We start from the raw sequence: 14612 nt of genomic DNA, 5'->3' as shown, positions 1-14612 counted from the left end.
GGTAACAGATGCTCCCCCACGCTAGACACCCGCCCCGCCCATCCGGATCCGACCAGGGAGGGAGAGCGGCGTACGCCCTGAGGATCCGGACGTGCCCCTCCTCCCCAGGGAGGAGGACCGCCCCGGAAGGAGACCGCCGTCTCCCGGGCGGATCATCCGGCGGCACGGCGCGCGGCCCACCACCCGTTGAAAAACTTCTCGCACCTGACCACCAACCCACCGCAAGGAGCCGCGCCATGCCACGCCCCACCCGCCGAACCCTGATGAAGCTGGGCGCAGCCGCCCTGGCCGCCACGGCCACCGCCCACACCGCCGGGTCGGCGCAGGCCCGCCCGGTCACCCCCTCCCCCCAGCCCCGCTCCCGCCCCGTGACCCTCCCCGCGCCCACCGCACCCCACCCGATCGGCACCGCCGAACTGCACCTGGTGGACCGGACACGCCCCGACCCCCTCCTCCCTTCGAAGCCCTTCCGGGAGCTGATGGTCGGCCTCTGGTACCCGGCGCAGCGGTGGGGTACGTACCCCACCGCCCCGTGGCTGCGCCCGGCCGCGGCGGCCGACTGGGACCAGCACTCGGCACCGGGCCTGACGATCCCGACCGGAGCGGTGGACTGGCAGGGAATCCGGACCCACGCACGCACCGGCGCCCCGGTCGCCCGCTCGGCGGGACGGCTCCCGGTGGTGCTGTTCTTCCCCGGCGACGGCGGCGTCCGCGCGCTGGGCACCACCCTGGTCGAGGAACTGGCCGCCCGGGGTTACGCCGTGGTCACCGTCGACTCCACCTATGAGGCGGACCAGGTCGAGTTCCCCGGCGGCCGGGTCGAACGAGCCGTCCCCCTGCCCGACGAACTCACCCCGGAGATCATCGCGGCGCTCCTGGCACAGCACTCCCGCGCACGCCTGGCGGACGCCCGATTCGTCCTCCGCCAGATCGAGACCCTGGCCCAGGGAGGCAACCCCGACGCCGGGGCGCGACCGCTCCCGCCCGGCCTGGCGGCGGCACTGGACCTCTCCCGCACCGGGGTGCTCGGCCAGTCGCTGGGCGGTTCGGTGGCCGCGCAGCTCGCCCACGACGACCCGCGCGTCGGCGCGGCGGTCAACCTGGACGGCGAGTTCATCGGCCCGGTGGCCGACTCGGGCGTCACCACACCGTTCCTCCTCCTGGCCTCCGGCCCGCACTCCCTCGACACCGTCCCCGGCTGGGACTCCTTCTGGGCCGCCTCGACCGGCTGGAAGCGCGCACTGCGACTACGCGGCTCCGCACACGGCTCGTACACCGACCTCCAGACGATCCTGCCGCAGCTCACCCCACATCTGGAGATCCCCGCGGCGGCGGAGCTGATCGGCACGATCTCCCCCGCCCGCTCCTTGGCGGCCCAGCGCACGGCGGTGACAGCGTTCTTCGACCTCCACCTGAGGAACCGGCCGACGGGCTTCTTCGAGCGGCCGGGGGCGCGGTATCCGGAGGTGGAGGTGCTGGGGTGACGGGTGACGGGTGCTGGGGGGACGGGTGACGGGTGACGGGTGACGGGACATGCCCCACCTTCCTCAAGCGCCGCCCCGGGCTCCGTTCCGGCGACCGAACTCCACCTGTTGTGTTCCGGGCCTACTCCAGGGGGAGTTCGGCCAGCATCACGGCGTACACCGGGGAGTCCGCGAACGGCTGCCGCTCGCCCACCCTCCGAAAGCCCCAGCCTTCGTACATCACCTGGACGCGTGGGTGTCGTGTGTCGACGAGCAGGACGACGAGATCCTCCTGCCGTGCCTCCAAGAGCGCCCGGCTGACCAACTCGGCCACCCCCTGCTTCCGGTACCCCGTCCGGACGGCCAGCTCCGAGTAGGAGAACGTCCGGTCCTTCCCGGGCTCGGGGGCCGATGACAGGTACTCGCGCCACCACTCGCGGTAGGCGGCCGACGGGGCTCCGTAGGCGAAGGCCACCGCCTCGTCGCCGTCGTACGCGATCACACAGTCGAAATCGGGGTTACTGCCCCAGTGGTCGGCGAACCAGGGGAAGCGCTGGTTGAACTCGTCGTCCATGGCGTCCGCATAGGCATCGGCGTGCACATCGATCAGTGTCTGGCGGATCTTAGGGAGGTCAGCGTGCGTGAAGCGGCGGACGGTCAGACCTGCGGAACTCACGATCGACTCCACGGGGATCGGAAGCGGTCGCCCCACTCTCGTGCGGCTCCGGAGTCCGGCGCAAGGGTGATCAGTGCGCGGTGGAAGTCGCCGAGAAGAGTCCGCATCCGCCCGGGCAGTGGGTCGCCGTTCATCAGGTCGAAGACCGTGGATGCCGTGGCGCAGGCCTGATCGATGTCCCCCTGGCGGAGTTGCGCCAGACCGAGCCGTGTGGTGGCCAGCGCCCGGTTCCGGCGGAACTGCTCGGGGATACCGGCCAGAGCCCGGTGGGACGCGGCCTCCGCCTGCGTCGGGTCCCCGATCCGGTCCCGGACGATCGCGGTGATGGCGGACAGTTCGGCGCCTCCGTAGAAGGCCACCCAGCTCGGCCGGGGCTCGTCGGGGGATGCCTTCGCCAGGGCTTCCTGGGCGTACCCCAGGGAACGCAGGGCGGCCGTGCGGTCCCCGAGGGTCGAGTGGCCGACGGCCGTCCGGGCGTGCGCAAGAGAGGCGAAGAACGGATCTCGTCGGGTGACGGCGGTGGCCTGAGCCGCGTACCCGGCGTCCACTGCTTGGGTGTACTGGCTCCGCTGGTGGGCGAGCATCGCGTAGGAGTTCCAGACCCTTATCTCGGCGATGGGGTCGTTGGCCATCCCCGCCAGGTACAGAGCCCGGTCCAGGTGCCGCTGAGTCCGGTCGGACCGACGGGCGTCCAACGCGCTCCAAGCCGCTGTCGCGGTGTAGTCGGCGGCCACGGAGAAGAGCCTCTGACGAATCCGCTGGGATGACGCCTGCTTGACCTTGTCGAGCGCGTCCTCGGCCCCGGCGAGGGCGGCCCGTTCCAGACCCTCGTGGCCGCCCCGGTTGTCGTCCAAGGCCATCAGAGCGTCCAGACCGGACCGTAGCCTGATCACATCGGAGGTACCCACACGGGCCGGTCTGGAGTCCACGGGGACAGCCACGGCGACGGCGGTGCCTGTGGTGGCGGAAAAGAAGTTCCTGCGCCTCACGGACGACTCCGGTTCGGTGGTGATGGATCCTGCCGGTGGCCGGCTGAAGCCCAGGTCCTCGGCCGTGCATCCGAACACTGCCCCGAGGGCCTCCCGCTGACGGGGGTGGGGCCAACGGGTTTTTCCGCTCAGCCAGTTCCTGACCGTACGGTCGCCGACCGTACCGCTGTACCCGCGAGCACGCAGGAAGTCGTTGACGACCGCGGCCGACTCAGCCTGCTTCAGGCCCAGCTCAGCCATCGCGCCGACGAGGCTCACGTTCCCCTTCATGCACCCACGGTAGCCACTCGGATCACCTCCGTGAGACGGCGTACCGAGAATTTTCCGGTCTGCCGCGAGACACCGGCACCTCACTTTTCCTCCTCGGCGCAACCCCACGGCCGTTGACTGAAGCGAGGCCGTCGTACGCCGACACCCCCTGAGGTCCAGATGATCGTGTCAGCCCATCCGCGCCCGACAGGGCATCCGAGATTTTCAGAGACCCTCCCCGGTCTGGAGGAGAGCACCGGGGCCGCCCGCACACTCGTCATGACGGCACTGTCCGCCTGGCGCCTGGAGAAACTGGCGGACGACGGAAAGCTCCTCGTCACCGAGCTGGTGGCCAACGCGGTCAAGCACACCAACAGCCGCTCCATCCGGGTCGTCATCTCCCGGCCGAGCACGCGATACGTACGGATCGCCGTGGTCGACACATCCCGCACCATGCCGGAGATTCCCGAGGTCAACGGGTCCGACGGCGAAGACGGGGATCTCTCCTTGAAGGACGTCTCTCTGGGCGGCCGGGGGCTGATCCTGGTCGATGCCCTCTCCGAGCGCTGGGGCACCGACCTCTTCCCATGGGGGAAGCGGGTCTGGGGCGAGCTGTCATGCGAGACCGAGCCCCATGCCGGCCGATGTTCCCCCACCGAACCCGGACACCCCTCGCCGCGCTGACGCATCACCACTCCCCCGTTCGAGCCAACCAGCCCCCGTCCACGACTACCCGGCCCCGGACCGGGCAGCCACTCCGGGGCCGGGACGCCCGGTCCGTGGTCATGGTGGAGAAAGGTGACAGAGTCATGCGTACCGAGGCCATTCAGCGGGTCACACTCGTGTTCTCCCTGTTCGACGTGAACGGCAACGGAGTCCTGGACGCCGAGGACTTCACGCTCATGTACGACCGCGTGGCCGACGCGGCGCCCCTGGCCGACCAGGACACCAAGGACGCGATGCGCGCGGCCTTCGAGGGGTACTGGACGGCCCTGCGCACTCATCTCGACGCCAACGGCGACGGGGTGATCAGCCTGGACGAGTTCACCGCCTGCGTCCTGTCGCCCGAGCGTTTCGCGCCGGCGGTCACCGCTTTCGGGGAAGCCCTCGTGGCGATCGGCGACCCGGACGGGGACGGGTTCATCGAGCGCTCCGACTTCACCGCCCTGATGATCGCGATCGGCTTCCGGCCCGCCAACATCGAGACCCTCTTCGACGCCTTCGGCCCCACCGCCGAGGACCGCATCCTCGGGACGACCTGGCTCGAAGGGATCAAGGACTACTACGCCCCGGACAAGGCGGGCATCGCCGGTGACCATCTCGTCACCGGTACGGGGGTCTGACACGCCGTTCCGGCACTCCGTTCCATCCGGCGGCCAGCGGAGCCGCCGGATGGACAGGGCCACCACCTCCGGCTCCGACGCCCGACGCGCCCCTCTCCGGACAACCCGCCCCACCCCCCAACTCCATTCGCTAGGTTGCTCCTTGACCTCTCATCGACCGGTCCGGAGGACAACGCATGACCGAGACACCCGCCGCCTCGATCGAAGCCCGCCGGCGTATCAAGACCGATCAGCCGCACACCGCCCGCATCTGGAACTACTGGCTGGGCGGCAAGGACAACTACGCGGTCGACCAGGCGGCCGGGGACCAGATCCGCCAACTGCACCCCGGCATCGGCGACTACGCCCGTGCCGACCGGCTGCTCCTCGGACGGGCCGTGCGGCATCTGGCCGGGGAGTGCGGGATACGCCAGTTCCTGGACATCGGCACCGGTCTGCCCACCGCCGACAACACCCACGAGGTCGCCCAGCGCGTCGCGCCGGAGTCCAGGGTCGTCTACGTCGACAACGACCCCATCGTGCTGGTTCACGCCAAGGCCCTGCTGACCAGCACCCCGCAGGGACGCACCGCCTACCTCGACGAGGATCTGCGCAATGTCGACGCGGTGCTGGAGCAGGCGGCACAGACCCTCGACTTCGATCAGCCGGTGGCGCTCATGCTGCTCGGGGTCGTCATCTTCATCGAGGACGACGAGGACGCCTACGGCATCGTCCGGCGCCTGATGGACGCACTCCCCACCGGCAGCCATCTCGTCCTCACCCACACCATCACCCGGTCCGACATGCCGGACGTCGATGCCGCCGTGGCCTTCTGGAACGAGCACGGCACACCGAAGCTGACGCAGCGCACCCCGGCCGCCGTCACCCGCTTCTTCGACGGGCTGGAACTCCTCGACCCGGGCGTGGTGTCCGCCAACCGCTGGCGTCCGGACGACCCCCAGGCCGACCTTCCCGCCGAGGTGGCCATGTTCGGCGGCGTGGGACGCAAGCCCTGACGCGACCGGGTCTCCGCTCAGTGGTCAGGGGTTAGTGGTCGGGGGTTGGTGGTCGGGTGTTGGTGGTCGGGGGTTAGTGACTCCAGGTCCCGGCCACCCGGCCACCCGGCCACCCGGCCACCCCGCCGCCCGGTCACCCGGCCGCTGACTACGCTCCGCCCATGGAACTGCCGTCGATCACCGCCCCGGCCCGCCGCCGCGTCCTCACCGGGGTGGCGCGCAACCCGGCCGCCCCCGAGCCCGTCCTGCACCGGCTCATGGCCGCGAGGCCCGACGCCGCGGTGGAGATCGCCGGACGGGAGCGGATGACCGTAGAACTCGCCACCGCGCTGCTGGAGCCCCGGGACCGGACGGTCGCGGTCGCGCTCGGGCGGAACCGGGAGTTGCCCGCCGCCGTGCGCGAGCGCCTCGCCCGCCACGCCGATGCCGAGGTCCGGGCGAGTGCGGTCAGGCGCTTCGCGCGGCCCCCGGACGAACCCGGCCGCGCGCTCCCCGTCGCCGCCCTGACCCGGCTCGCGTCCGACCCGGACCCCGGCGTAAGGGCCGGGGTCGCCGCCCACCGCGACACACCTGACCCGGTGCGCGCCACGCTGGCCTCGGATCCGGCCGTGGCGGTGCGGGTCGCGCTGGCGACGTGGTGGTGGACGCCGCCGCCGGAGGTCCATCGCGTGCTGCTGTGCGACGCCGAGCCGTCGGTCCGCGCGGCGGTCTGCTCGCCCCGGCATCCCGTCCCGCCCGGGGACCTCCGCCCAGGGTTGCTGGCCGCCCCGGAGACCCGGGCCCTGGTGGCCCCCACGCCGGACTCACCCCCGCCCTCGCCGCCGAACTCGCCCGCGACCCGGACGAGGAGGTGCGCGCCGCCGTCGCCCTCAACCCCGCGCTGCCGCAGGCACTGCGCGACGAACTCGCCGCCGAGCACCACGACGAAGTGCGGTACGCGCTCCTGGTGTCGGCGCACACCCCGGAACCGGACCGGAAGCGGCTGTATGAGGAGACCAGTGCCGCGCCCGGCGGTGACTGGTTCCCGCTGGACGCGGTGCTCGGGGCGGCCTGGATGGGGCATGAACTGGGCTGGCTGCGGCGGGCGTCCGCCGGGGAGCGGCTGCGGTACGCCGGTTCACCCCTGGCCTTTCTGCGGCGTGCCGTGGCCTCGCGTAGCGATGGGCTGCCCGGTGACGCGGTCCTTCGGCTGCTGCGCGATCCGGATCCCCAGGTGCAGCGGATCGCCGCCTTGCGCGCGGTGTCCCCGCCGCCGGGGGAACTGGAGCGGGTCGTGCGGGAGCACGGGGATCACCGCAAGATCCGCCCCGGCATCCTCGGCCGCCCCGACTTCCCGCCGGAGGCGTTCCCCCGGCTGGCCTCCTCGCCGCGCGCCCCGCTGCGGGCGGCAGCCGCGGCCACCGCGCTCGCGCCGCACCTCCTGGAGCGGCTCGCCGCCGACTGCGAGCCACCGGTCCGTGCCGCGGCGGCGGGCAACCCCGGTCTGCCCCCGCACTGTCTCGCCCGGCTCCTCACCGACGAGGCTCCCGGTGTCCCCGAGGCGGCCGGGACCTCCGCCTGCCTGCCCGTGGAGTGGATGAACGCCCTGGTGGCCGCGGAGCGGCTCTCCTCGGGCGGACGGCCGGGTCCGCCCTCGCGCCGGTAGCGCCCGGGAAGCCGATCGGCGGTCGCCCTATGGACGGCCTCGCCGCCGCCGAGCAACTCCCCCCGCCCGTAGCACCCGGCAAACCGACCGACAGTCGCCCCATCGACGGCCCAGCCGCTACCGAGCAACTCCCCCGCCCATAACGCCCGGCAAACCGACCGGCGGTCGCCCTGAGGAACGGCGACCGCCGGGTACTACGGACTGGTTCGGTTGATTCGGTTGTGCGGCGGGCCCGCGGGCCGTCTAGAAGACGCTCAGGCCGTACAGGCCCAGCGGCCGGGTGACCGGCTCGTAGAACGTCGTGCCGCCGACGGTGCAGTTGCCGCTGCCGCCGGAGAGCAGGCCGTACGCGGTGTTGCCGCCGAAGAGCGGGCCGCCGCTGTCGCCGGGCTGGGCGCAGGCGTTGGTCTGGATCGTGCCGTAGACCACCTGTCCGTTGCCGTAGTTGACGGTGGCGTTCAGCGCGGTGACCGTGCCGGTGCGGTAGCCGGTGGTGCTGCCCGAGCGCTCGATACGTGTACCGACGGTGGGCGTACCGGAGTTGATGATGTCCCGGTAGGTGCCGTTGTAGAGGAAGACGCGGCCGTCGGCGGCGGCCGGGTTGGAGTGGGCGATGACGCCGTGGTCGTAGTTCGGGAAGACGGTCTGGCCCGACACCGCCGTGCCGATGTTCCAGCTGGGCCGGCCGGAGGTGCAGTGACCCGCGGTGAGCGCGAAGTACTGGCGGGCGGAGTTGATGACGTTGAAGCCGAGGGAACAGCGGACGCCGGCCGAGGTGATGGCCTCGCCGCCGGCGATCAGACGGCTGAACTTGCCCGGCGTGCGCTTGATCTCCAGCGCGCCGGACTGGGCACCGGCGGCCTGCTTGATCGCGTTGATCTCGGCCGCCGAGACCGTGCTGTCGGCGGTGATCACGATCTTGCCCGACGCCTTGTCGGTGTACCAGGCGGTACCGCCGATGTCGGCGCCGAGGACGGCGTCGCTCGCCGCGGCGAGCTGGCCGGCGGTGGGCTTGGCGACGGCGGGCGCCTGGGCCGCCACGGCGGTGGGCGCGACGAGCGCGGAGACGGCCGCCAGGCTGGCGACGACGGTGGCGACGCGGGCTCTCCGGGTGACGGAGTCCGACGGCAGGAACGTCTTGACCTTCACATGTCCTCCGATGTGGGGGTGCGGGTCCGGTTGGCGGTCCGGGCCCTCGGCGTTGTCCGCGGCGGCTCCGGGGACCGGACGGGCGTCCTGGGGTCGCCACGGCGACAGTTGCGATGGTCGAGGTGACTCGTCCCTGACAACAAGTTCGGCTTTCGGCCGCTCCCACAAGGGATTTCATCCGCACGACATCGTTGGCAGGAAGCCGCTCTTGCCCGATCCGGGGGCACGTGCGGGGGCGTTCGGCGGGCCGCGCACGCCGTCGGTTCTACGTGTCAGCGCGCCGCGGATTCCGCCGCGGGGCCGGGCGGGGAGCGTCCGGGGCAATCGCGCCATCCGCCGGGCCGCCGACGTTCCCTGTTTACCCCAAGGCGAGGTAAAGGCATGGCTGCTCAGCGTCACATCGACGCCGGGGAGAGGACCGATCCGGCCGCCCCAGATTCCGGCGTGGCCGATTCGCGAAGATCGAATGGAGGATTCCGGTACGCGGTGTGATGTGCCGGAGGAGGTCGGGCCCGTGGTGGGGGCATCTATCGCTCCCGGCGGAGGGGGCGGCGGAAGGTCCGGGGGCGCGCCGCACGTGACGGCGGGAAATGCATGCGGGGCGCGGCGGGCGGCCGGGTCCGTATGGGTGGATTGCCCTCGTTGTGGCTCCGGCGCCGGTGTCCGGTTCGGCGTCCGCGCCGAAGGGAGTCGTTCCGCCACCCCTTCGGAAGCTGTACCTCCGGTTAGTTGCCCCCGATGCGGGCCTCCGCGCGGCACAGCACCCTCGCCCCACCGTCCCCACCCGACCCGCGAAGGTCAGCGCCCGTGGCCACCCCCGCCACCGCTGCCCAGCAGTTCCTCCAGCCGGTCGAACCGTTCGTGCAGCGCCCGGGTCGCCTCCGCGTAGTCGCGTTCCACGGCCGCCTCCGCCCGCCGCACCGCCCGGTGCCGGCGCTCCTGGTCCCGTCCGACGAACCAGGTCGCCAGAGCCGCGGTGACCACCCCGTACGCGGTGATCCCGACGAGCATGACGGCCACGGCGACCAGCCGTCCCCACAAGGTCACCGGGTAGAAGTCCCCGTACCCGACGGTCGTCGCGGTCTCCGCCGCCCACCACAGGGCCCTCGGATAGGTCGTCAGCCGCGCGCCCGGCGCTCCCCGTTCGGCCGCCACGATCCCGTAGGCGCCCACCAGTGTCACGACGATGAGGATCGCCGTCGCGGCGCCCGCCGCCTTCAGGTGCAGGGAGCGCCCATGGCGGCCCAGCAGCGCCTCGACCGCTCGCGCCAGGAATCCGGGCAACATCCCCGCATCCTGCGCCGCCCTCCCCGGCGCGGCCCACCGCAACCCGCCGCACCCTCGCGAACCGGACCCGAACAGCGCACCCGCGCGGGCAGCCGGTGACGTCCGGTCAGAAGCCGAAGGACGCGCTCACCGGCAGATGGTCGCTGGGGGTGGCGGGCAGGGTCCGCGCGGAGACCGGGCGCAGTCCCCGGGTGAGGATGTGGTCGATGCGGGTGAGGGGGAAGGCGGCGGGCCAGCTGAACCCGAAGCCCGCTCCCGCCGTCTCCTGCGCGGAGGTCATCCCGGGCAACCGTACGAGGGGGGCGAGCGCGCGGTCGTCGGTGGTGCCGTTGAAGTCACCCACGAGGAGCGTGCGCGACGACCGGTCCCGGCGCACGGCGTCCGCCAGCAGCCCGGCGGCCTCGTCCCGGCGGGCGGTCGTGAACCCGGCGCCCACCGCCACCCGCACCGACGCGAGATGCGCCACGTACACCGTGACCGGGCCCGCCGGTGTGATGAGTGTGGCGCGCAGGGCCCGGGGCCACGGCATGATGTCCACGGCCTCGGCCCCGGTCATCGCGTACGTGCTCCACAGCCCGACCCCGCCCTGGACGGTGTGATGCCGGTAGCGGGCGGGCAGCGCCTCCCGGAAGGCGTCCCGCGCCTGGGGTGCCAGTTCCTGCACGGCGATCACCTCGGCGCCGGTCGCCGCCAGCGCGCGGGCCGTACCGGCCGGGTCCGGGTTGTCCTCACCGACGTTGTGGGTGACCACCGTCAGCTCACCGCCCCGGGCGCTCTTGTCGGTGACCGTGTCCCCGAACAGGGTCAGCCAGGCCAGCGCCGGGAGCAGCACACCGATCACCGCGAGCGCGGAGCGGCGGAGCAGGGCGTACAGGAGCAGTGGGGGGACGGCCAGGGCCGACCAGGGGAGGAAGGTCGCGGCGAGGCTGCCGAGGTTTCCGGGGGTGTCGGGGAGGAGGGGGAGGGCGAGCAGGGCGACCGCGTAGGCCGCGCCCAGTCCGGCGGTCCGGCGGCCCCGGCGCGGGTCGGTCCAGCGTCTGGGCACGTCGGGGGGCCGGGGGGCTTCCGTCCTGTCCCGCGCCTGCTGCGCCGTGGTCATCGTCCGGCTCCGCGCTGGGCCGCGGCGGCGAGGCGTTCCGTCACATCGAACGCGGTCCGGAGTCCCTGGGCGGGGGTCGTGCCGGGGTCCTGGTGCAGGACGACGCCGAGGATCAGCCCCGCCGGGTCCCGGGGGGCCGCCGCCGGGTCCCGGGGAGCCGCCTCGGGGCTTCGCGGGGCCGCCTCGGGACTTCGCGGGGTCGCCGCCGGGTCCCGGGGGGCCGTGGCCGCCCACATCAGGGCGCCGCCCGCCGGGGTGCTCGAACCGGTCTTGACGCCGACGATGCCGGAGGTGCCGAGCAGCTTGTTGGTGTTGGTGATCGTCCCGACGCCCTGCCCGATGGTGGTCTCGCGGGTGGCGACGATCGCCCGGAACGCCGGGTCCTTCATGACCGCGCGGGCGAGCCGGAGCTGGTCGTCGGAGGTGCTGGTGGTCGTGGGCTCGATGCCGCTCGCGCCGGTGTAGGTGGTCCGGGTCATCCCGAGGGCCGTCGCCGCGCGGTTCATCTTCGCGGTGAAGGCGGCCTCACTGCCCGCGTCCCAGCGGGCCAGCAGCCGGGCGATGTTGTTCCCGGAGGGCAGCAGCAGCATCTCCAGCAGCTGCCGCTGGCTGAACCGCTGCCCCTCCTGGACGATCACCGTCGACTCCGCCGAGGAGAACGACTCCTCCGCCGCCCGCCGGTCGACCCGCACCTCGGGGCCGGACTCCCGCTCCCCCAGCCGGTGCCCGGTGAGGATCACATGCGCGGTCATCACCTTGGCGAGACTGGCGATCGGTACGGGGCGCTGCGCCCCGCTCGTCCCGGAACGGCCGCTCCCCGTGTCGATGACGCTGGCCTGCCCCTCCTCGGGCCAGGGCAGCGACAGTGCGGCAGTCCCGGCGGCCGGTTCGGCGGTCGTGCCCACCCGGTCCGGTGCCGTCTGGGTGGCCACGACCCAGCCGCCGAGGGTGGTCAGGATCAGGGCCGTCAGCGCGCCCCACAGCACGAGGGTCCGCACGGGCGGCCGACGGCCGCCGGACGGGCCGGGACGGGGACTGTAGGTGAGCCGGTCACACATGGGCTGCCTCCGGGGACGAGCGCGCGGAACTGCGCGTGTCCCCCACCCTGCGAAACGGTGATCTCCGGCCCGCGGAGACGGCACATCGGTTACCACTCGGGAATGTGTCCGCCGTGTATCAGCGCCCGGCACCCCGGTATTCGGCCGCCACCCCGTCCCCGCCCTCGTCGCCGCAGGGCTCCGGCTCCGGCAGGGTCAGTACGGCGACGGCACCGCCGCCGTCCTCGTCGTCCGCGTTGGCCAGGTCGAGGGTGGCCCCGATGACCCCGGCATGACCCAGGGCGATGGTCAGCCCCAGCCCATGGCCGTGCCCCCGCTCCGGAGCCCCGGTCCGGAACCGCTGCGGCCCCTCCGCGAGCAGCGCCTCGGGAAAGCCCGGCCCATGGTCGCGTACGACGATGGTCCCGCCGTCGACATGGACCTCGACCGGCGCCCGGCCATGGCGGTGGGCGTTGTGGACCAGGTTGGCGATGATGCGGTCCAGTCGGCGCGGGTCGGTCATGATCCGCCGGTTGTCGGCGACCACCGTGCGGGTCGGCTGCCCGGTCCGGGCCACCGCGTCCGCCACGACACTGCCGACCGGGACGGGCCGCGCGTCGGCGGCCTCCGCTCCCGCGTCCAGCCGGGAGATCTCCAGCAGATCCTCGACCAGCGCCCGCAGCACGCCCACCCGGTCCCGTACGAGAGCGGTGGCCCGGCCCTCGGGGAGCAGTTCGGTGGAGGTGACCAGGCCCATCAGGGGGGTGCGCAGTTCATGGGCCACATCGGCGGTGAAGCGCTGCTCGGTGCGCAGACGGGCCTGGAGGGAGTGGGCCATGGAGTCGACGGCGCCCGCGATCTCCGTGATCTCGTCGCCGCGCCCGGTGCCCGCTCCGGTGCGGGCGTCCAGTTCGCCGTCCGCGATCCGGCGGGCGGTGCGCGCGACCTTGCGCAGCCGGCGGTTGAGGAGTTCGGTGACGACGAGGGAGAGGGGGACGATCACGAGGAGGGTCGCCGCCGACACCTTGGCCATGGTGCGGTCGAGGGCGGCCAGGTTCATCTGCTCGCTGCCCATGTGCACCGCGACGGCGAGCACCCCGCCGTCGACCGGCCGCGCGGCCCACATCCACGGGCCGTTGCGGTCCCCGGTGTCGTACCAGACGACCGGGTCGTCCGGGCCCCGCACCTGGTCCAGCAGTTCGGACGGCATCTCCGCCGGGTCCATGACGGCTCCCTGCGGGGGTGTGCCGCCGCTGCTCCGGTAGGCGTCCACGGAGGAGGTGAGCTCCTCGACGGCACGGGCCGCGCCCTCCCGCTGGTGGCGGTCGACGGTGGCGTTGTGGACGAGGAGTCCCACGGCCAGCGCGACCGCGCAGGACGCGGTGACCACCAGCGCGGCGATCTGCCAGCGCAGCGATCTCCAGTTCCACAGGTTGCGCCACACCGTGGCCGCCATGCTCCGTACGTCCATGGTGCTCAGCGCCGCAGTTTGTAGCCGAAGCCACGGACGGTCTCGACCCGGTCCGCGCCGATCTTCCTGCGCAGCCGCTGCACACACAGGTCGACCACCCGGCTGTCGCCGTCCCAGCCGTAGTCCCAGACCTTGCGCAGCAGGGTCTGCCGGTCCAGGACGATCCCGGGGTGGGCCACGAACTCCAGCAGCAGCCGCAGCTCGGTCGGGGCCAGGGCGATCCGCTGCCCGTCCCGGAACACTTCGAGGCCACGGGTGTCCACGGTGAGATCCCCGAAGACCAGCCGGTCCGCCCCGGCAGTCGGCCCCGCAGCCCGCTCCGGCGCCTCCGCGCCCTGGGGGGTGAAGGTGGCGCGGCGCAGCAGGGCGCGGATACGGGCCACCAGCACCGGGGTGTCGACGGGCTTGACCACATAGTCGTCGGCGCCCGCCTCCAGGCCCGACACCACGTCCAGCGCGTCCCCGCGCGCCGACATCATCAGCACCGGCGCCTGACTGGTCTCCCGCACCTTGCGGCACAGTCCGATCCCGTCCAGCTCGGGCAGCATCACATCCAGCAGCAGCAGATCGGGCGTCCGGTCCCGGAAGTACTCCAGGCCGGTGAGACCGTCGGCGGCCGATGTGACCCGGTAGCCGTAGCGCTCCAGCGCCATCGAGACCGAGGTGCGGATCACCTCGTCGTCCTCCACCAGGAGCAGCGCCGGGGCGCTCCGCTCGGCCCCGCCCCCGTCACCTGCCCCGTCACCGCCCCCGACGGCACCTTCCGCTTCGGCGCTCACTCAGTCCCCTCCATCAGTCCCCTCCATCCGGTTCCGAGCTGATCACCCTACCTCTGGCGATTTGTCGACTGCGGGCGGCGGGGTCCGGGCGGCCGGGCGGCACCGGCGTCCCGTTGCATGCGGCCGGGTATCGGCGGTCCCTATCCATGCGGCCGGGCGGCACCGGCGGTCCCGTTCCATGACGAAGGGCTTCCGGCTCGGTCAGGTCATGTCCTGTCCGTGCCGGAAGCCCTTCACGTGCCGCCTGCCGTCGATCGGTGAGAAGACGATCACGCGGCAGGGCGCCAGGGGGTGCTACCGCGTCACGGCGCCAGCAGCAGGCTGTCGCCGCGCTCCTTGGCGGCGGCGTAGCGGCGGGCCACGTCCTGCCAGTTGACGACGGCCCACATCGCGTCGATGAAGTCGACCTTCTGGTTCTTGTACTGGAGGT

14 protein-coding genes are annotated in these 14612 nt (G+C 72.7%); 5 read left to right on the top strand and 9 right to left on the bottom strand.

Annotated elements, in window-relative coordinates:
- Window positions 1-236: 236 nt before the first annotated feature.
- Window positions 237-1484 carry a hydrolase gene (locus tag ABZX40_RS33480; protein ID WP_355746093.1) on the top strand — a complete coding sequence of 416 codons (1248 nt, stop codon included), beginning with the start codon at window positions 237-239 and terminating at the stop codon, window positions 1482-1484.
- A 121-nt stretch (window positions 1485-1605) separates the two neighbouring features.
- On the opposite strand, the gene ABZX40_RS33475 is transcribed toward ABZX40_RS33480, so the two are convergent.
- Window positions 1606-2139, bottom strand: a complete 534-nt coding sequence (locus tag ABZX40_RS33475) for a GNAT family N-acetyltransferase (protein WP_355746090.1) — start codon at window positions 2137-2139, stop codon at window positions 1606-1608.
- Window positions 2136-3398: an XRE family transcriptional regulator gene (locus ABZX40_RS33470; protein ID WP_355746088.1), complete on the bottom strand. Its 1263-nt coding sequence runs from the start codon at window positions 3396-3398 to the stop codon at window positions 2136-2138. Before ABZX40_RS33470 ends, ABZX40_RS33475 begins: the two co-directional genes overlap by 4 nt.
- Before the next feature lie 258 nt (window positions 3399-3656).
- Between ABZX40_RS33470 and ABZX40_RS33465 the strand changes: the two genes are divergently transcribed.
- The 4 genes from ABZX40_RS33465 to ABZX40_RS33450 all read left to right on the top strand — a co-directional run bounded on the left by ABZX40_RS33465 (window position 3657) and on the right by ABZX40_RS33450 (window position 7360).
- Complete coding sequence (locus tag ABZX40_RS33465; RefSeq protein ID WP_355746085.1) at window positions 3657-4061, top strand: ATP-binding protein; 405 nt, start codon at window positions 3657-3659, stop codon at window positions 4059-4061.
- A gap of 125 nt (window positions 4062-4186) precedes the next feature.
- The gene (locus ABZX40_RS33460) at window positions 4187-4720 is read left to right on the top strand and encodes an EF-hand domain-containing protein (protein WP_355746082.1); all 534 of its coding nucleotides are present in this window, start codon (window positions 4187-4189) and stop codon (window positions 4718-4720) included.
- Between the two features lie 176 nt (window positions 4721-4896).
- Window positions 4897-5715 carry an SAM-dependent methyltransferase gene (locus tag ABZX40_RS33455; protein ID WP_355746079.1) on the top strand — a complete coding sequence of 273 codons (819 nt, stop codon included), beginning with the start codon at window positions 4897-4899 and terminating at the stop codon, window positions 5713-5715.
- A 676-nt stretch (window positions 5716-6391) separates the two neighbouring features.
- The gene (locus ABZX40_RS33450; RefSeq protein WP_355746076.1) at window positions 6392-7360 is read left to right on the top strand and encodes a hypothetical protein; all 969 of its coding nucleotides are present in this window, start codon (window positions 6392-6394) and stop codon (window positions 7358-7360) included.
- A gap of 243 nt (window positions 7361-7603) precedes the next feature.
- Here ABZX40_RS33450 and ABZX40_RS33445 read toward each other — a convergent pair whose 3' ends face one another.
- The 7 genes from ABZX40_RS33445 to ABZX40_RS33415 form a co-directional block, all read right to left on the bottom strand.
- Entirely contained in the window at window positions 7604-8509 is a 906-nt protein-coding gene (locus ABZX40_RS33445) for a S1 family peptidase (protein WP_355746074.1), read from the bottom strand.
- A gap of 798 nt (window positions 8510-9307) precedes the next feature.
- Window positions 9308-9796 (bottom strand): potassium channel family protein, encoded by a 489-nt coding sequence (locus ABZX40_RS33440; RefSeq protein WP_355746071.1) that lies wholly within the window; start codon window positions 9794-9796, stop codon window positions 9308-9310.
- 106 nt (window positions 9797-9902) lie between these two features.
- Window positions 9903-10895 carry an endonuclease/exonuclease/phosphatase family protein gene (locus ABZX40_RS33435; RefSeq protein ID WP_355746068.1) on the bottom strand — a complete coding sequence of 331 codons (993 nt, stop codon included), beginning with the start codon at window positions 10893-10895 and terminating at the stop codon, window positions 9903-9905.
- A complete protein-coding gene (locus ABZX40_RS33430; RefSeq protein ID WP_355746065.1) occupies window positions 10892-11953 on the bottom strand; it encodes a D-alanyl-D-alanine carboxypeptidase in 1062 nt (353 codons plus the stop codon). The genes ABZX40_RS33435 and ABZX40_RS33430 overlap by 4 nt, the downstream gene beginning before the upstream one ends.
- 118 nt (window positions 11954-12071) lie before the next feature.
- Window positions 12072-13403 (bottom strand): HAMP domain-containing sensor histidine kinase, encoded by a 1332-nt coding sequence (locus ABZX40_RS33425; RefSeq protein WP_355746062.1) that lies wholly within the window; start codon window positions 13401-13403, stop codon window positions 12072-12074.
- A 5-nt stretch (window positions 13404-13408) separates the two neighbouring features.
- The gene (gene cseB / locus ABZX40_RS33420) at window positions 13409-14101 is read right to left on the bottom strand and encodes a two-component system response regulator CseB (protein WP_355746317.1); all 693 of its coding nucleotides are present in this window, start codon (window positions 14099-14101) and stop codon (window positions 13409-13411) included.
- A gap of 383 nt (window positions 14102-14484) precedes the next feature.
- Window positions 14485-14612: Fe-Mn family superoxide dismutase (locus ABZX40_RS33415; protein WP_355746314.1), on the bottom strand; the 128-nt coding region annotated here is incomplete at its 5' end.

This window comes from Streptomyces sp. NPDC004610 (assembly GCF_040609715.1).
GTDB lineage: Bacteria > Actinomycetota > Actinomycetes > Streptomycetales > Streptomycetaceae > Streptomyces.
Note: the sequence above shows the minus strand (reverse complement) of the source record. Positions and strands in the feature narration are given on the sequence as shown.

Excerpts from the sequence above, each read along its gene's own strand:
- ABZX40_RS33480 (WP_355746093.1), top strand. The coding sequence starts at position 237 with ATGCCACGCCCCACCCGCCGAACCCTGATGAAGCTGGGCGCAGCCGCC.
- ABZX40_RS33470 (WP_355746088.1), bottom strand. The coding sequence starts at position 3,398 with ATGAAGGGGAACGTGAGCCTCGTCGGCGCGATGGCTGAGCTGGGCCTG.
- ABZX40_RS33465 (WP_355746085.1), top strand. The coding sequence starts at position 3,657 with ATGACGGCACTGTCCGCCTGGCGCCTGGAGAAACTGGCGGACGACGGA.
- ABZX40_RS33460 (WP_355746082.1), top strand. The coding sequence starts at position 4,187 with ATGCGTACCGAGGCCATTCAGCGGGTCACACTCGTGTTCTCCCTGTTC.
- ABZX40_RS33455 (WP_355746079.1), top strand. The coding sequence starts at position 4,897 with ATGACCGAGACACCCGCCGCCTCGATCGAAGCCCGCCGGCGTATCAAG.
- ABZX40_RS33440 (WP_355746071.1), bottom strand. The coding sequence starts at position 9,796 with ATGTTGCCCGGATTCCTGGCGCGAGCGGTCGAGGCGCTGCTGGGCCGC.
- ABZX40_RS33435 (WP_355746068.1), bottom strand. The coding sequence starts at position 10,895 with ATGACCACGGCGCAGCAGGCGCGGGACAGGACGGAAGCCCCCCGGCCC.
- ABZX40_RS33430 (WP_355746065.1), bottom strand. The coding sequence starts at position 11,953 with ATGTGTGACCGGCTCACCTACAGTCCCCGTCCCGGCCCGTCCGGCGGC.
- ABZX40_RS33425 (WP_355746062.1), bottom strand. The coding sequence starts at position 13,403 with ATGGACGTACGGAGCATGGCGGCCACGGTGTGGCGCAACCTGTGGAAC.